This window comes from Streptomyces sp. NPDC026538, assembly GCF_055567535.1.
The window spans coordinates 705,212-726,310 of the sequence record NZ_JBVHQG010000001.1 but is presented as its reverse complement, the minus strand read 5'-3'; the positions used below and the strand labels follow the sequence as shown (position 1 = coordinate 726,310).

Below are 21,099 nucleotides of genomic sequence, written 5' to 3'. Positions count from 1 at the left end.
GGGGACGACACAGGAAGCGCATGAACATCGCAGTGAACAGCGGGGACTGGTCCGGTAGCTGGGTCGCCGAGCGGCTCGGCGTCGAACTCGTGGGCGACGACGGTCTGCGGGCCCTCCTCGGGCTCGCCCTGCGCCGCAACCCGAAGCGGGCCCACCTGCTGGTCTCCAACGTGCTCGGCAAGCACGTGCCCCAGTCGCCGGCGGTGGTGTACGGCCACGGGTTCGGTCTGGGCCGCCGGGTACGCGAGCTCCTCGGTGACGAGGAGGCGGCCCGGGCGGTGGTGGTGGGCTACGCCGAGACGGCCACGGGCCTCGGGCATTCGGTGGCCGACGGTATCGGCCTCGCCCCGTACCTGCACTCCACGCGGCGGCCGGTCGCCGGGGTCGAGCCTGCGGGGGGCTTCGAGGAGTCCCACTCGCACGCGACGTCCCACCTGCTGCTCCCCGAGGACCCCGCTCTGCTCTCCGGCGAGGGCCCGCTGGTCCTGGTCGACGACGAGTTCTCCACGGGTAACACGGTCCTGAACACGATCAGGGACCTGCACGCCCGTTATCCGCGGAAACGTTACGTCGTGGTGGCTCTGGTGGATATGCGGTCGCCCGCGGACGCGGGGCGCCTCGCGGATCTCGCCGGTGAGATCGGCGCGAGGGTGGACCTGGTGGCCGGCGCATCCGGCACCGTGAAGCTGCCCGAGGGTGTCCTTGAAAAGGGGCAGGCGCTGGTGGCGAAGTACGAGGAGAGTGCCGCGGCCGCCGGTGGGCCGGGTGCGGCGCCGTCGGGGCTTGTCGCGCAGCTCCCCGCGCCCCTTACCGGCGCTGCCCGTAACCCCCTGGGGGCGCGGGGCTGTGTCGAATCTGCGGCTACCGCCGCGCGGGCGCGAACGGCCCCCGTCGGCCCGCAGGCGGCCGACGACCGCACCACCCCCCACTTCACCCGCGTCGACCTGCACTGGCCGCACGGCCTCCCGGACGGCGGGCGCCACGGCTTCACCCCGGCTCACCGAATACGCCTGGAAGCGGCCCTTCCCGCCATGGCCGCGCGCCTCGCCGAGGCCCTGCCCTCCGACGCCCGCCGCGTACTCACCCTCGGCTTCGAGGAGCTGATGTACGCCCCCCTCAGAGTCGCCCGTGAGCTGGAGCCCCTCGTCGTCGCCGACGTGCGGTACTCCACCACCACCCGCTCACCCGTGCTGGCCGTCGACGACCCCGGTTACGCCATCCGCAGCCGGCTCGTCTTCCCGGCCCACGACAACCCCGCCGACGGCCCCGGTGAGCGCTACGCGTACAACGTGGCCGGCGCCGGCTTCGACGCGGTGGTCGTCTTCGTCGACTCGGCCGGCGACACCCCCGAACTCCACGCCCCGGACGGCCTGTTGGCCCGGCTCGGCGCGCATGCCCCGCATGTCCTGCTCGCGGTTGTACCGTCGTACGTCCCCGCGCTGACCGAAGAGAGCCCCGCCATGCTGCCCGAGCCCCTCCGCGGCCCCGCCTTCTCCTCGTACCCGCCGGAGGACGTCGGCTGGCTGCTCCAGGACCTCTCGGACGTCACGCTGGAGGCGCCCACCGAGGAACGCGAGGAGGCGATCCAGAGCGGCGGCGCGCACTACGCGGAGTCGCTGCCGGTGGAGTACCAGCCGAGCGAGCGGTACCAGGCGCTCTTCCACGCCGCCCTGGAGACCTCGGCCGCCCGGATCGCGCAGGCCGTCGGGGTCGTGACGGAGACCGTGCTGGCCGAACGGGCGGCCCGGCCGGTGCTGGTCTCGCTGGCCCGTGCCGGGACCCCGGTGGGTGTGCTGATGCGCCGCTGGGCGCAGTTCCGGTACGGCGTCGAGCTGCCGCACTACGCCGTGTCGATCGTGCGCGGCCGCGGTATCGACGCGAACGCGCTGCGCTGGCTGGCCGCGCACCACGACCCGCGGGACGTGGTCTTCGTGGACGGCTGGACCGGGAAGGGCGCGATCACCCGGGAACTGGCCGACGCGGTCGAGGAGTTCGAGGAGCGGGAGGGCGTCTCCGGGTTCGACCCGGAGATCGCGGTGCTCGCGGACCCCGGATCGTGCGTGCGGACGTACGGCACCCGGGAGGACTTCCTGATCCCCTCCGCCTGCCTCAACTCGACCGTCTCCGGGCTGATCTCGCGGACCGTGCTGCGGGCCGACCTGGTGGGTCCCGACGACTTCCACGGCGCGAAGTTCTACCGCGAACTGGCCGGGGCGGATGTGTCGGTGGCCTTCCTGGACGCGGTCGCCGCCCGGTTCGGGGAGGTCGTGGACGCGGTGGACGCGGCCGTGAAGGAGCTGGCCGTCGCCGACCGCACGCCGACCTGGGAGGGCTGGGCGGCCGTCGAGCGGATCAGCGAGGAGTACGGCATCCACGACGTGAACCTCGTCAAGCCGGGCGTGGGGGAGACCACCCGGGTGCTGCTGCGCCGGGTGCCCTGGAAGATCCTGGCGCGGGCCGGGGCGGGCGCCGACCTCGACCACGTGCGGCTGCTGGCCGAGCAGCGCGGTGTGCCGGTCGAGGAGGTCGGCGAACTGCCCTACACCTGTGTCGGGTTGATCCATCCCAAATTCACGCGCGGGGCGACCGGCGCCGACGGCAGGACGGTGAACGTCTGATGGCGGTGCTGGTGGCGAGCGATCTCGACCGTACGCTCATCTACTCGGCGGGTGCGCTCTCCCTGACCATGCCGGACGCGCGGGCGCCCCGGCTGCTCTGTGTCGAGGTGCACGAGAGCAGGCCGCTGTCGTACCTGACCGAGACGTCCGCGCGGTTGCTGACCGAACTCGGGGACGCGGCCGTCTTCGTGCCGACGACCACCCGGACCCGTAAGCAGTACGAGCGGATCAACCTGCCGGGGCCGGCGCCGCGGTACGCCATCTGCGCCAACGGCGGGCATCTGCTGGTCGACGGGGTGTCCGACGGGGACTGGCACGGGCAGGTGCTGGCGCGGCTGGCCGACGAGTGCGCGCCGCTGGACGAGGTACAGGCGTACCTGGCCGAGCACGCCGACCCGGTGTGGCTGCGCAAGCTCCGGGTCGCCGAGGACCTGTTCGCCTACCTGGTGGTGGAGCGGGAGCTGCTGCCCGAGGAGTGGGTGAAGAGCCTCGCGGTGTGGGCGGAGAACCGCGGCTGGACGGTGTCGTTGCAGGGGCGGAAGATCTACGCCGTGCCCAAGCCGCTGACGAAGAGCGCGGCGATGCGGGAGATCGCGCGGCGGACCGGCGCCGGGCTCACGCTGGCCGCCGGAGACTCGCTGCTCGACGCCGACCTGCTGCTGGCCGCGGACCGTGGCTGGCGGCCGGGGCACGGCGAGTTGGCCGACGCCGGATGGGCCGGGCCGGCCGTCGTCGCATTGCCGGAGCGCGGAGTGCTCGCCGGAGAACGAATCCTGCGGGAATTCCTGAAGACGGTCCGTACGGAGGGCTAACCGCAGCAGCCGCCGCCGCAGCAGCCCCCTCCGGAGCCTTTGGTGGGGCCGGCGGCGGGCGCGGACGCGGTGCCTCCCACCGCCACCGTCGACAGGAGCTTCACCGTGTCCTCATGCCCCTCGGGGCATGCCGCCGGAGCGGACGACTCGGCCATCGGGCGGGACAGTTCGAAGGTGTCGCCGCAGGCGCGGCAGCGGTACTCGTAGCGGGGCATGAGGACAGGCTAACGGGAGCGACGGGGGTGACGGGTATCGCTGCGCCTCACGTACAAGAACAAGCCGTACGTCGCAGTGGTCCTGAACAAGGCCGGCCACCGTGCGATCGCACAGGGCGCGGTCTGGGGCAGCGCCGGTGGGGTGGCAGCCGAAACAGGGGGCGGCCCGGGAAGATTTCGTCTTCCCGGGCCGCCCCGGTGCACGTGGCCCGGCGGTCTCTACCGCACCTGAGTCCGTGATTCGGGCTGCTCCTCCGCCTCGGGGTGGCGGGCCCGCCAGTACGGGTTGTCGTGTGGCAGGTTCGTGTTGACCCTGCCGTACATTCCGAACACCATCAGCACGAGGCCCACCACGAAACTGAACAGCACGTTCTGGATCCCGAAGGCCAGGAAGTTCGAGTCGGTGCCGAGCAGGCCGAGGAACAGGAAACCGTTCAGGATGAACAGCACGCCGAGCACCATGTTCAGCGTGGAGGCGAAGTTCCCGCCGATCACCATGCCCACGAAGAGCAGCAGCCCGACGCAGATCGACAGCACGCTCAGCGCGCCGTTGGTGTTCAGGCCGATCGCGGTGTTTCCGCCCGTGTCGAAGAAACCGATGTTGTTGGTGAGCCCGAGGATCCCGAAGGCCACCAGGAACAGGCCCATCAGGCCCGCACCGATCCGGTAGATCCTGTTCAGGCGGTGGTCGACGGGCAGTGCCTCGTCGAACATGATCCGCCGCCGTGTCCCCGGGTGCGATACGTGTGAGTGTGAGGCCATCTCCGCCTCCTGCTCTCGAATGCGGGTCGCCTTCCAATATCCGCCCGGAGCGGGTCATCGGCAAACGCCTCAGTGAGCGGTGCCCCGGTCCTCCCTGATCTGCGCGACCACCCGCGCGACCGACTGCCGTACCGCTTCCGTCTCCGTCAGGAAGTGCCAGTAGTCGGGATGACGCCCCTCCAGCGACCCGCCCGCCCGCTCCAGCCGCGCCACCGCGTCGTCCAGCGGCCGCGCGTGCCGCGGATCCGGGCTGGTCCGCCCGGCCATCGCCAGCCGCTGCGCGTCCCGGATCGCGAACCGGGTCCGCTCGATCTCCGCCTGCGGATCCTTCTGTGCGGCGTTGAGCCGGCTCAGCCGGTCACCGGCGGCGGAGACCGCCTCGTCCGTGCCGTTGAGCAGCGCCCGCACGGTGGAGAGCAGCGAGGTGGCGTCCGCCCACTTCTGCGCGTCCCGCGCGGCCTGCGCATCCCGCAGCTTCAGCTCGGCCTGCCGTACGTTCTGCGCGGCCTGCTCGGGCACCTGCTGGAGATCCTGCCAGCAGGCGGCCGAGAACCGTCGGCGCAGCTCACTGAGGACCGGATCCACCTGCCCGGCCCGGGTGGTCAGCGCCTGCGCCCGCGTCCGCAGGCTCACCAGCCGGTGATCGATCTCGGCGGCCCTCTCCGGCAGCCGCTCGGCCTCGACCCGGATGGCCTCGGCCTCCCGCTGCACCCGCCCGGCCCGCTCCAGCGTCGTCTGCAGACCATGCTGTCCGGCGCCCTGATTGAGCCTGGTCAGCTCGGGCGCGAGCGCGGCCAGCCGGGCCGCCAGATCGTCGGCCCTGATCTGGGTCTTCCGTACGGCATCGAGCGCGTTGCTGGCGGCCAGCAGCGCCTGCCGGGCCCGCTCCACGGCGGGCGCGAGCCGTGCCAGCTGCGTCTCGGCCTTGCCGAGCAGCGGCCCGAGCGACTCCCCGAACCGGTCCAGGTCCCGCTTGACGCCGACGAGCTCGTCCTTGGCGCGGGTGATCTCCCCCCGGGCCCGCGAGGCGGCGGCGGCCTCCAGATCGTCCCGGTCCAGGTCGTAGGCGTCGATGGCCTGGATGTACCGGTTGCTCACCTCGTCGATCCGCCGCCCCAGCGCATCGAAGTCGGAGACGGCACGACGGGCGTCCGGCGAGTCGTCGACGGCGGAGATGGTCTCTATGGAGATCCGCAGATCCCGCTGGGCGGTGTCCAGTTCGTAGAAGGCGGCGGCCGCGGCGTCCTTGGCCGCCTGGGCCTCGGCCCGCTGACTCTCGGCCCGCCCCCCGAACCACCGCCGGGTGCCGCCACCGGCGAACGCCCCGGGCACCACGAGCACGGCCAGCAACGGCACACTCATCAGGCCGAGGACATCCCGGAGCGGGGAGCGCCGGGCCCGTACGGGACGCGAATACGGCTCGGATGCCGCCGAAGTCGCCGATGTCGCCGTCACTTCTCCCTCTCCCGTGCCGCGGTGCGCCCCTGTGTGCTGGCGGTGCTGACATTCTCCCACCCAGGAAAGACGAACACACGGGTCGGTCAGTTCGCGGTTCGCGTGATCACTTCGCCGGCCGGGAGGCGATCGGGCGGCAACGGTTCGACTCTCGACCCCGCTCGAGCGGCGGCACCCCATGGGAACCGCTGCCGCCTGCCCGACCCGGAAAACGGAATTGCGGGACTGAGTCCGGGACGATGTAGGCTGTCGAATCGTCTCGGGTGCGTAGCTCAGGGGTAGAGCGCCTGCCTTACAAGCAGGATGTCGGCGGTTCGAAACCGTCCGCGCCCACTTCGAGGAAGACCCCGGCCGCATCGGCCGGGGTCTTCTCGTGTTCTCAGCCTTCCTCGTGAGCGTGCTTGAGGCGGCTTCGGGCGTCCATGCGGTCCGGTGCCGTTATCTCCGCCCAGAAGCGGTGGCCGCTGACGAACACCGTGAGTTCGTGTTCGCGGCGGCGCAGCTTCTCCACTTCGGCCTGTTCGTCCTCGGTCCAGCCCGGGGAGGCGGGGCGCTCCACCTTGCGCCAGCCGCCGTCGTCACTGAATCCGTCCAGCGGCTCGACCGACCAGGGGAGCCGCTTCAGCAGGGCCGACAGCTCGGCCCGGACCTGATGCAGCTCCTCCTGACCGGCGAGGAGGTCACTCGGAAAGTCATAGGTCGCAGCCACGCGGCAATGCTACGCCTGTTCGAATTTGGGTGGCGAGTTCGGCCGTGGGGTTCATGTGTTCGAGTGTGGCCGGGTGGCCGGGGACCAGCGCTGATCCCCGGCGCCCCGCGGAACCGGACGTGCGGTGCTGACGGCGTCCGGCTCAGGCGGGCCCCGCGAGCCCTGCGGGTCGGCAGGGATCGAGTGGCTGCTCCGGGCGCGGGCCCGTCGGTCTCACTTCTGGGCGTTGCAGTCGTAGAGGGTGAAGCTGCCGCCCGCGCTGCGGCCGTAGGCGGTGGGCTGGACACGGGCGCAGTGGGACTTCACCCAGGTGGTGACCGCGGTGGTGGGGCGCTGGCTGGTGAGCAGCGCGTAGCGCAGCTGGTGGGCGGCGACGAGGCTGCCCAGCTGCCGGGCGGTGGGGAAGGGGGTGTTGCCGGTGAAGCCGCCCATGACGAGGATGGGTTCGGACTTCGCCCGCAGCAGGGGCTCGGCGCCGTAGGCGGCCTGGGTGGCCAGCAGGTACTTCTCGCCGTGGCGGTGCTCGGTGAGGTAGTCGAGCAGGGCGGTGTCGCGGGCGCTGGGCTTGTCGAGACCTATCCGCTGCGGAGCGTGGTGCCGACGGACGCTGTCGTAATACGCGTTGCCGACCGGACCGGCTATCGGCGCGGTGGCGGCGCCCGCGTAGAGCGGGTTGAGGCTGGAGGCGGCCCAGCCGGCCGGTGCGACCAGGGTGGCCGCGACTCCGGCGGCGAGGGCCGCGCGGACCATCCGCGAGGAGGTGCGCGGGCCACGGGTCCACAGGCCCACCACGCCGCACAGCGCGAGCATCACGGTGACCGGCAGCAGCCAGGAGACGAATCGGGTGGGCCAGTCGAGCACCAGCGCCCAAGCCGCCGTCAGCACGATCGCCGCCGGCAGCGCCAGGTGCCGTCGGCCGCCCGATTCGCCCTCGGACCGGGGTTCCGATTCGTGCGCCGGCCCGTGCTCGGATTCGTACGCCGACACGGGCGGCGACCAGCCCTGCGAACCGTACGCCGACAGGTACGGCGACCAGGGCTCCGGCTCGTGCTCCGATCCCTGCTCCGGCTCGTACTCCGATCCGTGTTCCGGTTCGTGCTCCGACCCGTCCTTCGGCTTGTACGCCGACTCGTACTCCGACCGGAAGAGCGCGAGCCCGCCGCCGGCCAGCGCGGCGAGCGCCGGGGCGATGACGGCCATGTAGTAGGCGTGGTTGCCGTTGGAGGCGCTGAACACCACGGCGTGCACGGCCAGCCAGCCGCCCCACATCAGAAATCCCGTGCGCAGCATGTCGGTTCGCGGCTGACCGGCGCGCCAGACGACGCCGAGGACCGCGGCGAGCACGGCGAGCGGCAGGAACCAGGCGACCTGGGGGCCGACCGTCTGGTTGATCAGCATGTCCCAGCCGGTGTTGCCGGTGGTGCGGCTGGTGGCGGTGCCCGCGACGGCACCGAACGCGGTCGAGTCGCTGGTGAAGCGGCTCAGGCCGTTGTAGCCGAAGACCAGGGCGAACGGGTTGTTGTCGGACGTTCCGTCGAGGTACGGGCGGTCGGCGGCCGGTGTCGCCCAGGCGATCAGCACCCAGAAGCAGGAGACCGCCAGCGCGACCGCACCGGCCAGCAGGACGCGCAGAGCCCGCTTCAACGGCGTTCCGGGCGCGACGACCAGGTACACCGCGGCGAAGACCGGCAGCACCAGCCACGCCTGCAGCATCTTCGCCTGGAAGGCGAGCCCGACCCAGATCCCGCAGGTGATCAGCGGTAGCAGCCGGTCGGTGCGCACCGCCTTCTGCAGCGCTCCGGCGGCCGCCACCAGGAGCAGAGTGAGCGCGGTGTCCGGGATGGTGGCCCGGTTGAGGACCACGGTGACCGGGGTGACGGTGAGCGCCAGCGCGGCGATCAGCGCGGCGAACGGCCCGGCCCAGGCCCGTACGATCCGGTGCAACAGCCATACGGTGAGCACGCCCTCGACGACCTGCGGAAGAGCGGCCGCCCAGGTGTGCGGGCCGAAGAGCCAGACGGAGACGGCGTCGGGCCACAGGGCGCCGGGCAGCTTGTCGATGCTGACCGAGCCGCTGGTGTCGAGTCCGCCGAAGAAGAAGGACCGCCAGCTGCCGGCCATCGACCGTATCGCCGCACCGTAGAAGGGGTGGAGCGCGGCGTGCCCGATGCCCCAGGAGTACAGCAGCGTGGCGACGGCCAGCACCGCGGCGAGCGCCGGGCGCTCCCAGCGCGGGGCGTCTTCCGGCAGGCCGGATCGGCGGTTCGCCGCCCGGCGGCCTCGGTGCGCTCCGGTGGGCCGGGCGGCGGGGATGGCGGTCATGGCAGTGGTCCTTGGATCAGCAGGTCAGGTGGAGCCGCGGTGCGCTGGCGGCGGGATCACAGGCGGCGGGCCGACCGGAAGCCGCGGGCGTAGAAGTCGGTGCCGTCCAGCAGCGAGCGGCCCGACAGGTCGCCCAGGGTGGGGCCGTTGGCGGCGGAGCGGCTGGAGTAGAAGCGGTGCCGGCCCTGGTCGTCGAGGCCCATGTATATGCCGCAGTGGTCGATGAAGTCCGGCCGGTCCTTGATGATGGCGAAGAACACCAGATCGCCGGGTTGCAGGACGCCCAGGTCGGTGGCCTGCTTCGTGCCGGTGTGCGGGATCACCAGGCGGCCGGGACCATAGGCGGCGATGGCGAAGGCGCGGCGCGGCAGGCCGGTGCCCTTGGTGTTGGTGTTGTGCAGGGGGATGCCCATGCGGTAGCCCCACACCAGACGCTGGAAGCCGGAGCAGTCGACGTCGCCGTAGCGGGCCTGCTCCGGCTGCACGCGGGAGCCGTCCGGGAAGGTCCAGGGAACGCCCAGATAGTCGTAGAAGTCGGACTGTTCGTCGTGGTAGGCGAAGTCCAACGGGTTGTTGACCTCGGAATTGCGCGGGCCGAAGTGCGCGGTGCCCGCGTAGCGCACACCCTTCGCGTTGTGCTTGTCGGGCGCCCCGGCGCTGCTGTACTGGAACGCCACCGCGAAGACGTCCGGGCTGGTGTCGCCGAGCGTCTTGTCGAACCAGCCCTCGAACCAGGCGGACTTCTCCATGCCCCGCTGCCACGGGTGCGGCAGCACCCGTACCCAGGCGTCCGTGGTCACCTTGGCCTCGGTGGTCCGCGGCTCGCTGAAGCTGCGGGTGCGGCCGGTGAGCACGGCCGTACGGGCTCCGTCGGTGAACGTGGCGAGGGTGCCGCCGTCGGCGGCACGGACCACGGTGCGGTCGGGGGCGGACAGCCGCTCGAAGGTCCGCTTCCCGGCGCTCGAACCGGTGCCCGTGCCGTCGGCGGCCGTGCCGTCGCCGTCGTCGCCGCTGCCGTGCCCGAGGCGGTTCCAGGCGTACCCGCCCGTCAACCCGGCGGCCGCCACGCCCGCGATCGTCCCGAGCAGAGCGCGGCGATTCGGGCGGCTGCCTCTGCCGGCGGAGTGGGAGTGCATGGCCGATCCTCCTGGAAGTACTGGGTGTGAGGGTGGTGGGCAGGTCACCCGGTGGGCAGGACGCCGATGAGCAGACCGGAGACCAGCACCACGTACGTGGCCAGCGTCACGGCCGTGGTCGAGATGACCGTGGCCGCCATCGGCTGACGGACCATCTGGTAGGAGACCAGACCGGGGACGATGAAGCCAAGGGTCTGTGATGTGTACAGCAGCGGGAACTCGTGGCTGAGGGCGAGCATCACGGTGGTCTGTATCAGCACCGCGCTCAGCACCACGGCGGCGAACAGCCGCTTGCCGTAGAGAATCACGGTGCGCTGCAGCAGCTTCGTCGTGAAGTACGTGAGCACCGCCACGACGACCATCAGCCCGGCCAACTGCACGTCGGTGACGAGCGTCAGGGCGATCCAGCCCGGGGTGATCATGCCTCCCGGGGAGAGGTTGGTGGTCAGGTAGCAGACGAGTGAGAAGACCAGCCCGAGGGCGATCCCGAGTGCGGCGGTCTGTGCGGTGAGGTGGGCGGGGATCACGGGTTCCTCGTGGACTGGGGCTGATCGTAGGAGTGGCGCGGGTCGTCCGTGGTGCTCTGGCTGTCGGGCCGGCCGTGGCGGGCGGCGAACTGGCGGGCGAGTTCCCTCTGATTCGGGATGTGGAAGATGTGGGTCGTCTCCAGCGGGGCCACCCAGCTGTACGGCTCCGGCTCGGGCGGCCGGCCCATCGCGACCTGCGGCCGGACCAGCGCGATCTGCATGGTCTCCTGGTCCAGGCCGTCGCCCTGGGGAACGGCGTCGAACGGATCCTCGGAGTCGTCCAGCGGCAGCCCGGCGAGGCATTCCAGGAACAGCTCGCCCTGGCCGTGGATGTTGCCGATCGCCACCATCGAGGAGGTCGGGCCGAGTTCCGCGAGGATCGCCTCGGTCACCTCCTCGGGATCCCGGCGGTCGCCGCCGAGATCCACCACCCGCCCGGTGAAGCCGGCCGGAATCGCATCGCGGGCGCTCTTGGTCGGGTGGCCGATCAGGAACACCGTCTCGGGGGCGAGGCCGGGGACGATCGCGCCCATCTGGCCGTTGCGCTCCACCCGGTCCGGGCGGCAGTTGATGACCACGTTGAGAGGCCGTCGGATCGCGCCCAGATCCTCCAGCTGCTGGACGTTCATCAGCGTCGACTCGGGGTCGTTGGCCGCGAAGACGTTGGCGAACCGCAGTTGCTTGCCTTCAGGGGTGACGTAACGTTCCACCGACAGCACGCCCGGGTCGGGCGGCGCGTCCCACATGCCCTGCATCGCGGTCTGCCGCTCCACGCCGAGCAGTTCGGCGACGGCGAGCGCGATCGCCACGTTCTCCTTGAAGGTGAACCAGCTGAAGCCGCGCAGCTCGGCGTCGGTCACCGACTCCGGATCGACCGCGATCAGACGGCAGTTCCGCTTGTCGGCCTCCTCCTGGAGGATGTGCAGCCGGTCCTTCTCCGCCGTCACGCACACCCCGCCCACCGGCATCGAGCGGGAGAGCGAGCGGGCGACATCGTCCAGCGTCGGCCCCATCTCCTCCAGATGGTCCTCGCGCACGTTGCACAGCACGCCGATCGTGGAACGGATCAGCTTCTCCTGATTGATCTCCTGCAGCGCGGGCATCACCGCCATGCACTCGATCACCAGCGCGTCCGGCCGGTAGGCCGCCGCCCGCCGCACGATGCCGATCTGCTCGACGACGTTGGCCAGCCCGAACTTGCGGTACACCGGCTCCTCGGTGGCATCCGGATGGATGAACCGGGCCGCGGTGCCGGTGGTCTTGGCCACCGTGACCAGGTCGCCGCCGCGCAGCGCGCCCGCGCACAGCCGGGTGATCGAACTCTTGCCGCGGATGCCGTTGACCAGCACCCGCGTCGGTATCTGCTCCAGCGAGGCGAAGTGCCGCCGCTGCTCCACGATTCCGGCGATCCACAGCCCGGCGCAGCACAGCAGGACGATGACATAGAGGAAAAGCATGCCGATTCCGTCCTTCTACCGCTGGAGGGTGGTCTGAGGCAGGGACGGGAAGGGCCCGGCGGCCTGGCCGGATCTGGCCGCCCGGTCGCGTTCCGCCAGGGCCTGGCGCATCAGTTCCAGGCTGCGGGTGACCGAGCCGATCTCGTCGTGGTTGACCGGGTGCAGCACGGTGCGGCGGTCTCCGCCGGCGAGCCGCTCGACGAGCACCGCGACCGAGCGCAGCGGCCGGACCACTACGACATGCAGCCAGCCCAGGCAGGCAGCGCCCAGGGTGAGGCCGAGGATCCCCGCGAGCATGGTGCGCTGCTCGGCCTGCACCGCGGGAATCTGGAGCGCTGCCGCGGGCTCCGCGGTCACCACGTGCCAACCGAGTCGGGCCGTCGGACCGCTCTGCGCGAGCGGCGCGGCGGCGTCGACCGAGGGGCCGGAGGACGTGCGGAGCACCCGCGAGGTCGCGGTCCCCGCGGTCCCCGGGGCGCCCTGGGTGGCGCGGGCGAGACGGCTCAGACCGGAGTCGGGCAGCGACTGGAAGGCGCGGTAGCCCACGTTCGCCGCCAGCACCCTGTCGTCGCCGTCCGTCACCCAGACGCTGCCCAGTTTCGGTCTGGACAGAATGGAGTTGAGTGCCTTCACGTCGATCTCGCCGAACAGGACCACGCCGGCCGCCGGGGTCTTGCCCTTGACGGCCCGGACCTGGGTGTAGGCGGCGATCGCCGGGATCCGGCCCGAGGTGTTGACGGTGGTGATCCCGCCGCCGCCGGGCACGTGGACGATGGTGCGCAGCGGTGACCCGCCCACGCGCAGCGAGATGCCGCCCGAGCTGTCCAGGAGATACAGCGAGCGGAACTGCTTGTGGTCGGCGAGGGTGTGCCGCAGCACCTCGGTCTGGGCGGCCCGGTCGCTGCCCGGCAGACCTGCGGCCGCGCCACTCAGGTCGGTGTACAGCTGGTCGAGGGACTGCCGGACCCGGTTCGAAGCGATCTCGGTGCGTGTCTGCTGGATGGCGAGGACCGAAGCCGGCACCGCGGTCGCGGTGTCCGCCCGGTTCAGCACGAAGATCATCGGCGCCGCCCAGCAGACCAGCACCAGCACGCCGACCCCGGCCAGCGCCCGGTAGCCCGGTCCGCGCCGGAGCGGGAACTCCTGCGGGCCGCTCTCGCCGAGCAACTGCCGGCGCAGCGACTCCAGTGCCCGCCCGATCCGGGCCAGTTCCCCGAAGCCGTTCACCGGCACCGGCCGGGACAGCTCCTCCCACGCGGCCGGCCCGTTCTCGGTCGCGCCCCGGGCCAGGCGGCCGGCGGACAGGTAGAGCCACAGCAGCGGCCGCTGCAGGAAGAGGTGCAGCGCCAGCCCGAGCAGCAGCGCGAGCAGGACCAGCGCCCCCGCGGCCTGGAGCGCGAAGCCCGAGTAGTCGACGGCGGTGGTCGTGGCGGGCACCGCGCGGAAGGTGAGCACCACCAGACCGAGGCCGTCGGTGTCGCCCGGGCCGGTCGTCGAAGCGACCTGGGCCCAGCCGGCCACCGTGCGCCGGTTGCCCGTGGCGGCTCCCAGCAGGCTTCCCGAGGCGTCGGTGTCATGCCCCGACCCCTTCGCCGCGCGGGCCGCCGCCGAGGGCAGACCGCTGTCGGCGGCCGGCGATGCCGTGCCGTGGGACGCGGTGGCGAGCGCGGTGCCGTTCGCGTCCAGCACCTCGGCGGTGCGTCCGTCGCCGTACGCCGTGGGGGCGGGGAGCGCCTCGGAGACCACCAGCAGCCACTGCCGGTCGGGCCCGCTGGGGACCTGGTTCTGGTCCTGGTTGGCGTCCTCCTGCTGCGCGGGCAGCGTGACCTTGGCGAAGTACAGCAGTTGCCGCGTGCCGTCCGACGTCACCAGCCGGGGCGCGATCGCCCCGTGCCCGGATGCCGTCCTGGCGACGTCCACCCCGACGAGCTGCACCGTCTTGCCGCCGGCCGCCAGCAGTTTGCCGGTCTTCGGGTCGAGCAGCGCGCTGCCCAGGATCCCCTTCCTGGCGGAAGCCAGTGCTTTGAGCGTGGTCGCGGGGGTCGATGCGCTCGTCGCCGGGTACGCCTTGGCCGTACGGCGTACCGTGCTCGCCTCGGCGTCGATCGTGGTGCGCATCGACAGCGCGGTGTCGGCGGCGATCTGCTGCTCCCCGTCCGCCACGGCCTGCGGCACACCCGCGGAACGGATGCCGTCGAGGGCGATCATGGTCAGGGCGGCGACCACCAGCAGGAGTACGACGAGTGAGGCGATCGGCGGGCGCACCCCGCCAAGGATCGGCATATCGGCGCGGCGGCGGGTGCGGTGTCGGCGCGGCGCCCGAGGGGCGGAGGGCAGGGCAGGAGGTCCTTTGTCAATTGGCGCCGGGCGCCCGAATGTTCGTCAGCTCGAACACTCTAGCGCCATGCGATTACATAACCATCACACTTTCACGCCTGTTTCGTACGTGTTAACCGGGCCGCCGGAGACGACGGCCGACACATGCGGGCCCACGGCGAGCCGAAGGGCGGACCCACGAGCAGGACCCGCCCTTCGGATGTCCGGCCGGCTGTCCGGACGGCTGTCCGGTCAGGGGACGAAAGAGATCTCCGGGTACTTGCTGTTGGTCCCGTCGAGCAGGGTGCTGTGCTGCTTGCGCAGCTCCTGGTCGAAGAAGGCCGCGAGATAGACGCGCTGGACCGCGATCGCGCGGTTCGGGTCGATCGTGCCGTAACTCTGCTGGATCTGCGCCTGCGAGAGCCCGAGCAGGCGCGCCTCCTGGGGGATCATCCACTCGTTGTCGCTGAAGGACAGGTGCGCCGCGCCCTTGAGCTTGATGTCGACCTTGTAGCCCTTCAGGTGCGACCACAGCGTGCGCCACGACGAGTCGTTGTTGCGGTTGTGGCTGCCGGAGCTGAAGAGCATGAAGGGGCGCTTCAGGTCCTTGCTCGGAGCCGTCCCGAAGAACTGGCCGTCCAGGTTGGCACCGGCGTCGATACGGCTGTCGAGCTGCATGGCGGTGTCGACCGCCGCGCCGCCCAGCGACCAGCCGAACATCCCGATTCGGGACATGTCGACCGACTTCGTCAGCCCGGAGGGGAGCGTGGCCTTGCCGGCGTCCGGGTTGCCGCCCGTGCTGAGCGTGTTGAGCTTGTTGATGACGAACTTGATGTCGGCCGCGCGCACCTTGAGCGTGTCGGAGGAGTGGGCGCCCGCCGGCATCTTGTTGACCTCGAGCCGGCTCTTCGGGAACTGCACCTCGTTGGCGTCGTGGGTGTGGTCGACGGTGACGACGAGGTAGCCGCGGCTGGCGAGGTCCTGGACGAGGGCGGTGCCCATCGCGCGGTCCGAGTGCAGCCCGGTCGAGTACAGCAGGACGGGCAGCTTGCCGAGGGTGGTGTTCACCGGGGCGAGAACATGGCCCGCCGTGGTCGGCAGGGTCACCTGCTGCGGCGACAGTCCGCGCGTGGCGAGGAAGTGGGCGCCGGAGATCGAGGGCATCCACGGCGCCTGGTAGTGCCCGGACGTGGAGGTGGCCGGATACCAGAGCGACACCATCAGCTCGCGGGTCCCGCCCACGTACGGATCCGTACGGGACGTGTCGACGAGGTGCAGGCCGACCATGCCCACGCTGTACTTCCCCGACGGTGCGGGCATCTTGAGCTGCAGAGCGTTCGAGGCCGTGCGGCCGGCCGCGAGGGTCTTGGGCTGCACGGCCTTGTGGCGGCCCAGCGGCGCCTCGTCGTTCTCGGGCGCCCAGGGCGTGCTCGGGGCGGACGAGGACGCGGTGGGCGCAGGCGTGGCGGACGACGTCCCGGTGGCCATCGCCGAGGTCAGCCCCACACCCAGTGCAACGGCCAGCGCACCCGCCGAGCCGACCGCTACGGCGATCATTCTGCGGCGGTGGCGCAGGCGGCGGTGATTCATGAAACCCCCTCGTGGGTCAGCGATCACAGAACGGGCGATCGACTGCCGCACACCGTACCGCGACAGCCGCCCACGGACCCACGCGCCCCGGACGACCCCGTGGTGACCTCACGTACCGGATGCCGAGCGCTGTCACGGTCCGCTGATCCGGCGCTCCACGGCACCGGCCGCGCCCCTGCGGTGCGGCCGAGCACACGCGTCAAGTCGAGGCGTTCGGCGGCAGGTTGATTCGGTTGTCGACGTCGGTGACCACACGGGGAACGGCGGTCTGACGACCCGTCGGCTCGTGGGTCCGCACTGCGCGGCGCGCACGGCCCCGGCCCGCAATGAGAGCCTGGGGGGCGACGGCACGATCACGTTCCCGCTGGGCGGGAGAACGGAGCAGGGGACGGATGAGCGGGCAACGGCAGCCGACGTTCGTGAAGGTGTGCGGGCTCACCCAGGAGCAGCAGATCGACTGGGCCGTCGAGCTGGGATACGACGCCGTCGGGATCGTCGTGACCCCCAGGAGCAAGCGGTACTGCCCGCCCGAGCGGGCCTTGGAACTCGCCGGGTACGCCCGCGGCCGGATCCCGGTCTTCGCCGTGGCCCTGACGTACGCCGAGACGGCCGAGGTCGCCGAGGACTTCGACACCGTCCAGATCTACGAGACCGCCGCCGTCCCGAACCTCGCCCTCGCCTCCGGCACCCCGCCCGAACGGCCGGAGGCCCTGCAGTACTTCTTCTACGACGCCAGCGCGGGCACCGGCGTGTTCGCCGACATCCCCGCCTGGGTCGCGGACGTGCCCGGGAGGGTCGTCATCGCCGGGGGCCTCGACGAGCACAACGTGGCCGGTGTCATCGAGGCCTTCGGCCCCTACGGCGTGGACGTCTCCAGCAGCGTCGAGACCGCGCCGGGGATCAAGAGCCGCGAGAAGATGGCCTCCTTCATCGCCGCCGCCCGCACCGCCGGGCGGGACAGCCGCTGAGCGCTTCGCCAAAGGCGCCGTGAGGGGCCGTCGTTCGCCCGCGACGCCGACGCGGCCGGGCACCCCCGCCTCCCCCGGGGAGGGTGCCGGGCACCCCCCGCCTCCCGGGGGGGCGTTACCGCGCCGCAGCCGACTGCGCCCGCCCGGCTCAGTGCCCGGCTTCGCGCAGCTCGCGCACGATACGGGCCGTCACCGGTACGGGTACCCCGTGCCGGTCCGCCGCGCGCAGCAACGCGCCCCCGATCGCATCGAGTTCGAGGGGGCGGCCGGCCTCCGCGTCACGTTGCATCGAGGACTTGGCGGCGGGCGGGAAGGCGTCGTAGCGGGACAGGGCCTGGGCCGGGTCCACCGGGGAGCCGCAGGCGCGGCTGACCGCGGCCGTCTCCGCGACGAGCGAGGCCAGTTCGTCGCGGTGCCCGGTCCGGGCCTCGCCGAGGGGGAGACCGTAGCGGGTGGTGAGCAGGGCGAAGGGCGCGAGGAACGACATCTTCGCCCACAGGGCCGTGGTCTCGTCGTCCAGGACCCGGGTGGCCGGGCCGGCCGCGGTGAGGGCCGCGGCCAGGTCCTCCAGACGGGGGCGGGGGACCTTGGCGCCGGTCAGGTCGATCTCCGCGAAGGGGCTGGTGTGTTCGACCAGGCCGGGGGCGGTGCGGGTCGACTCGACGCGGATCACGGAGGGGGCCACGCGGTCGGGGGCGTAGCGGGCGCGCAGCAGGGCGGGATGCTCCACGCCGTTCAGGAACGGTACGAGGAGGGCGTCGTCGAGGACCGTGGGCGGGATCCGGGTGAGGGCCGCGTCCAGGGCGGTGGCCTTGACGGTGATCAGGCAGGCGTCGACCGGTTCGCGCAGGGCCGTGTCGGCGTCCACGGGGGCGGTGAAGTCGCCGAACAGGGCGCTGCGGACCTGGATTCCGGCGGTACGCAGGGTGTGCGCCGTGTCCTCGCCGGCCAGGCACAGCACCCGGTGGCCGGCGCGGGAGAGCAGGGCCGCGAGCAGGCCGCCCACGCCGCCGGGACCGAGAACGGCGACGGTGAGCCGGGGGCCGAACTCGTTGTCCGGGTTGTCCGGCGTGTTCGGGCTGCTCGGCGTGTTCGGGGTGTTCGTCATGGGGGGCTGTCCTCTCGTCGGTCGGCCCCGGGAGCGGTGGCCGCCTCAGGACGATCCTCGCAGGAAGAAGGGGGACTGCGGGAGACTGGGGACATGTGCCGGAGTATCAAGACCCTGCGTCCGCCTCAGCTGGCCGAGGAGGCCACCGAGGACGAGATCCGTGCTGCCGCGTTGCAGTACGTACGGAAGGTGTCCGGGTTCCGGGCGCCCGCCGCGCACAACCGGGAGGTGTTCGAGCGGGCGGTGGACGCGGTGGCGGAGGCCACCGCCGCGCTGCTCGGCGGGCTGGAGGTGCGGGGGCAGGCGGTGCGCGAAGCCGCCGGCTGAGGACGCGGGGCTCCCGGACGCTCCCGGCCCCTCGAAGCGCCGGGGGACGTACGGATCAGGCCGGGCGTCTTCGCATCAGGAACCCCGCGCCCGCTCCCGCCCCGAACAGCGCCACCACCGACACCGCCGTCGCCAGCCAGGTCGCGCCCAGCCACTGGGCGCCCAGGTAGCCGAGGGCGACGCTGTAGACCGCCCAGCTGAGGCCCGCCAGCGCGGACCAGGGGAGGAATTCGCGGACGCGGCGGTGGGTGGCGCCGGCGCCCAGGGAGACGATCGAGCGGCCGGCCGGGGCGAATCGGGCCAGTACGACCAGGGCGCCGCCGCCCCGGGACAGGGCCTCGCCGAGACGTTCCTGCGCGCTGCTCAGCCGTCGGGAGCGGGCGATCGCACGGTCCAGGCGGGCCCCGCCGCGCCAGGCCAGCCGGTAGGCGACCAGGTCGCCGAGGACCGACGCGGCGGCGGCGCAGAAGGTCAGCGCGAGGATGTCGGGTATGACGTGCGGGACGCGCCCGGGAGCCGCCCCGGTGCCCGCCGCCGCTGCCGTGGCCGCGGTGATGACCAGCACACCGCTGGGCAGGACCGGCAGGAACACATCAAGCAGCACGGAGAGCGCCACCATGGCGTATATCCATGGCCCGGCCTCCAGCGACCCCATGCTTTCCCACACGACGGTTCCCCCGTGATTGTCCTGTTGCGCCCCCCGACGTCAGCCATACAGCGTACGCGGGGGGTGTGACAGGAGTTTCACGGGGGGTTTGCGTAATCCGCAAAGGATTAAGCGGCCACCGGCGTGTCCCGCCCGGCGCCCCGCGCCGCGTCCGGCTGCTCCGCCTCCGGTTGCTCTCCCTGCTCCGGCGCCGGTTGCACTCCCTGCGCCGCCCCCCGCTGCTCTCCTCGTTCCGCCCCCGGCTGCTCTCCGGCCGGCGTGGCCGTTCGGAGGACCGCTCGTGCGATCGCGTCGGCGTCCGACAGGGTGACCGAGTCCACGCCCGGCCGGGCGCCCGCCGCGGTCACCCAGTGCACGCCCTCCGTGGGCACGCCGAAGGCGAACCGCCTCGGATGCGGCAGGCCGTCGCGGTCGATCAGCCGGTACGGGCGTGGGGTCACGTCCAGCCCCCCGGTCTCGTGGCCGTCCACCCGGTGCGGGCGGCACGCGCCCTCGCGCAGCAGCCCGGCCAGCAGCTCGTCGGCGGTACGGCGCAGGTCCGGCTCCGGGAGGCGGGCCTCTATGAGCGTGGTCACCCGGACCGCCGAGCCGGGGACCTCCGGCGAGTGCGCCAGCCACGCGCCGTCCGCCCGGTCCACCTCCAGACCGGGGCCCAGCACCGCCACCACGTCCGCCGCCAGCAGCGCGGTCAGCTCCTCGACGCGGCGGCGGGGCGGCCCGATGGACAGGAACGCGTTGAGCGGGGTGTACCAGCCGTCCAGGTGGGCCCGCCGGGAGGCGCCGGTCAGGCCGCCGTGGTCGACCACCAGCCGTATCTCGTTGCGCAGGTCGCGCAGCACGTCCAGGGCCGCCTTGAGCGGGCCGCGCACATTGCCGAGGGCGGCCTGTGCCGCGTCCTCGCGCAGGTGCCCGCGGAGCCAGTCGTGCCAGTCCGCCGGGCCGGCGAACTCCCGCCCCCCGTACGGGCGCTGGAGGCGTTCCCAGGACCAGCGGTCCGCCTCCGGGACGCCGGCGCCGTCGAGCACGGCGGTCTCCGCGGGTCGGCCGTCGGCCGTGAGGAAGCGCTCGGTGAGGTCCGGGTCGCCGGTCAGGGCCGTGTAGTAGACCGTCTCCACCTCCTTCGCGACCAGCGGCCAGACCTCCGCGAGGAAGTCGGGGGCCTCGCCGGAGTCCGCGCGTTTGCGCAGGCCCGCGATCACCTCGGGGGTGAGCAGCAGTGGGGTGTGCCGCCCGTACGGGCCCTTGGCGTTGTCGCCGCGCGCCTGGTAGGGGACGCCCCGCCGGGAGCCCGCGTACAGGCGGGGCTCGCGGCCGGAGGGCGTGTAGTGCAGGGCGCCGTCGGGGGAGCGGGTGAAACGGCCGCCCCGGCCGGTGGTGAGCAGGGCCAGGTGGTCGAAGAAGTTGAGGCCGAGGCCGCGCAGCAGCACCGGTTCGCCGGGGGCGATCGGGGTGAGATCGACGTCGGCCGGGTTGGCGGGCGGTATGTGGCGCAGGCCGTGCCGGGCGGCGTGTGCCAGGTGGCGGCGGTCCTCGGGGGTCGCCGTCGCCGGCAGATGGCCCTGGGCCAGCACCACGGCTGCCAGACCGGACAGGGCGCGGCCGTCGTCGAGGGTGAGCGTCTGGCGGCCGTCGGGGTCGTCGGCGAGCCGTACGGCACGGCCGCGGTGGGTCTCCACGCGGACCGCCTCCGGTGCCCGGGCGACCGTCCTCGCGAACACCCACTCCAGGTAGCGGCCGTAGTGGGCGCGGGTCGGGTAGTCGTCGGGGCCCAGCTCGCCGGCCGCCCACTCGTACAGGCTGGGGCCGGACCGGACCGGGCCCGAGCACTCCACGCTGTCGTCGGTGAACAGGGTCACCTGGCTCGCCACGGTGTTCATCAGCAGCTCCGCCGACTGCGCCGTACGCCAGACCCGGCCCGGGCCCGGCGGCGCCGGATCGATCACATGGACCGTCAGACGCGATCCCGGGGGCAGCAGTTCGGGTGCGGAGGCGCAGAGGCGTTCCAGGACGCTGGTGCCGCGCGGGCCGGCGCCGACCAGGGCGACGGCGACCGGGGCGGATTCCTGGGGCGAGGCAGACAAGTACGTGACTCCCGGGCGTGTGGGGCGCT

At 72.4% G+C, this 21,099-nt stretch carries 17 protein-coding genes and 1 tRNA gene; 5 read left to right on the top strand and 13 right to left on the bottom strand.

The window, feature by feature from the left end:
• Positions 1-20 precede the first annotated feature (20 nt).
• Positions 21-2,618, top strand: a complete 2,598-nt coding sequence (locus ACZ4N4_RS03360) for a phosphoribosyltransferase (RefSeq protein WP_467583885.1) — start codon at positions 21-23, stop codon at positions 2,616-2,618.
• Entirely contained in the window at positions 2,618-3,430 is an 813-nt protein-coding gene (locus ACZ4N4_RS03355) for an HAD family hydrolase (protein WP_453577539.1), read from the top strand. The genes ACZ4N4_RS03360 and ACZ4N4_RS03355 overlap by 1 nt, the downstream gene beginning before the upstream one ends.
• Here the strand turns inward: ACZ4N4_RS03355 and ACZ4N4_RS03350 are convergent.
• The 3 genes from ACZ4N4_RS03350 to ACZ4N4_RS03340 all read right to left on the bottom strand — a co-directional run bounded on the left by ACZ4N4_RS03350 (position 3,427) and on the right by ACZ4N4_RS03340 (position 5,862).
• Positions 3,427-3,645 carry an FmdB family zinc ribbon protein gene (locus tag ACZ4N4_RS03350; RefSeq protein ID WP_453577537.1) on the bottom strand — a complete coding sequence of 73 codons (219 nt, stop codon included), beginning with the start codon at positions 3,643-3,645 and terminating at the stop codon, positions 3,427-3,429. The two genes, ACZ4N4_RS03355 and ACZ4N4_RS03350, sit on opposite strands and share 4 nt — an antisense overlap.
• A 219-nt stretch (positions 3,646-3,864) precedes the next feature.
• A complete protein-coding gene (locus ACZ4N4_RS03345; RefSeq protein ID WP_467583882.1) occupies positions 3,865-4,407 on the bottom strand; it encodes a DUF4383 domain-containing protein in 543 nt (180 codons plus the stop codon).
• A gap of 69 nt (positions 4,408-4,476) precedes the next feature.
• Entirely contained in the window at positions 4,477-5,862 is a 1,386-nt protein-coding gene (locus ACZ4N4_RS03340; RefSeq protein ID WP_467583879.1) for a hypothetical protein, read from the bottom strand.
• Positions 5,863-6,123: 261 nt separating this feature from the next.
• Between ACZ4N4_RS03340 and ACZ4N4_RS03335 the strand changes: the two genes are divergently transcribed.
• A tRNA-Val gene (locus ACZ4N4_RS03335) sits at positions 6,124-6,195 on the top strand.
• Between the two features lie 46 nt (positions 6,196-6,241).
• Here ACZ4N4_RS03335 and ACZ4N4_RS03330 read toward each other — a convergent pair.
• From ACZ4N4_RS03330 to ACZ4N4_RS03300, 7 genes are all read right to left on the bottom strand, one after another.
• Positions 6,242-6,571, bottom strand: a complete 330-nt coding sequence (locus ACZ4N4_RS03330) for a hypothetical protein (RefSeq protein ID WP_467583876.1) — start codon at positions 6,569-6,571, stop codon at positions 6,242-6,244.
• A 213-nt stretch (positions 6,572-6,784) separates the two neighbouring features.
• Positions 6,785-8,893, bottom strand: coding sequence for a mannosyltransferase YkcB-related protein (locus tag ACZ4N4_RS03325; RefSeq protein WP_467583873.1), 2,109 nt, complete (start codon positions 8,891-8,893; stop codon positions 6,785-6,787).
• A gap of 56 nt (positions 8,894-8,949) precedes the next feature.
• Complete coding sequence (locus ACZ4N4_RS03320) at positions 8,950-10,029, bottom strand: NlpC/P60 family protein (RefSeq protein WP_467583870.1); 1,080 nt, start codon at positions 10,027-10,029, stop codon at positions 8,950-8,952.
• 44 nt (positions 10,030-10,073) lie between these two features.
• Entirely contained in the window at positions 10,074-10,556 is a 483-nt protein-coding gene (locus ACZ4N4_RS03315; protein ID WP_360486974.1) for a poly-gamma-glutamate biosynthesis protein PgsC/CapC, read from the bottom strand.
• A complete protein-coding gene (gene pgsB, locus ACZ4N4_RS03310; protein ID WP_467583867.1) occupies positions 10,553-12,013 on the bottom strand; it encodes a poly-gamma-glutamate synthase PgsB in 1,461 nt (486 codons plus the stop codon). Before pgsB ends, ACZ4N4_RS03315 begins: the two co-directional genes overlap by 4 nt.
• A 15-nt stretch (positions 12,014-12,028) precedes the next feature.
• Positions 12,029-14,278, bottom strand: coding sequence for a HAMP domain-containing protein (locus ACZ4N4_RS03305; RefSeq protein ID WP_467583864.1), 2,250 nt, complete (start codon positions 14,276-14,278; stop codon positions 12,029-12,031).
• Positions 14,279-14,581: 303 nt separating this feature from the next.
• On the bottom strand, positions 14,582-15,919 hold the full coding sequence (locus tag ACZ4N4_RS03300) for an alpha/beta hydrolase family protein (protein WP_467583861.1): 1,338 nt from the start codon (positions 15,917-15,919) through the stop codon (positions 14,582-14,584).
• Between the two features lie 392 nt (positions 15,920-16,311).
• Here ACZ4N4_RS03300 and trpF point away from each other — a divergent pair, with 392 nt between their 5' ends.
• The gene (gene trpF / locus ACZ4N4_RS03295; RefSeq protein ID WP_467583859.1) at positions 16,312-16,887 is read left to right on the top strand and encodes a phosphoribosylanthranilate isomerase; all 576 of its coding nucleotides are present in this window, start codon (positions 16,312-16,314) and stop codon (positions 16,885-16,887) included.
• A 148-nt stretch (positions 16,888-17,035) separates the two neighbouring features.
• Here trpF and ACZ4N4_RS03290 read toward each other — a convergent pair whose 3' ends face one another.
• Positions 17,036-17,995: a ketopantoate reductase family protein gene (locus ACZ4N4_RS03290; protein ID WP_467583856.1), complete on the bottom strand. Its 960-nt coding sequence runs from the start codon at positions 17,993-17,995 to the stop codon at positions 17,036-17,038.
• Between the two features lie 93 nt (positions 17,996-18,088).
• Between ACZ4N4_RS03290 and ACZ4N4_RS03285 the strand changes: the two genes are divergently transcribed.
• Complete coding sequence (locus tag ACZ4N4_RS03285; protein ID WP_360486953.1) at positions 18,089-18,322, top strand: DUF2277 domain-containing protein; 234 nt, start codon at positions 18,089-18,091, stop codon at positions 18,320-18,322.
• A 55-nt stretch (positions 18,323-18,377) separates the two neighbouring features.
• Here the strand turns inward: ACZ4N4_RS03285 and ACZ4N4_RS03280 are convergent, their stop codons facing one another.
• Entirely contained in the window at positions 18,378-18,989 is a 612-nt protein-coding gene (locus ACZ4N4_RS03280) for a DedA family protein (protein ID WP_467583854.1), read from the bottom strand.
• A 107-nt stretch (positions 18,990-19,096) separates the two neighbouring features.
• Entirely contained in the window at positions 19,097-21,070 is a 1,974-nt protein-coding gene (locus ACZ4N4_RS03275; RefSeq protein WP_467583851.1) for an FAD/NAD(P)-binding protein, read from the bottom strand.
• Between the last annotated feature and the right edge of the window lie 29 nt (positions 21,071-21,099).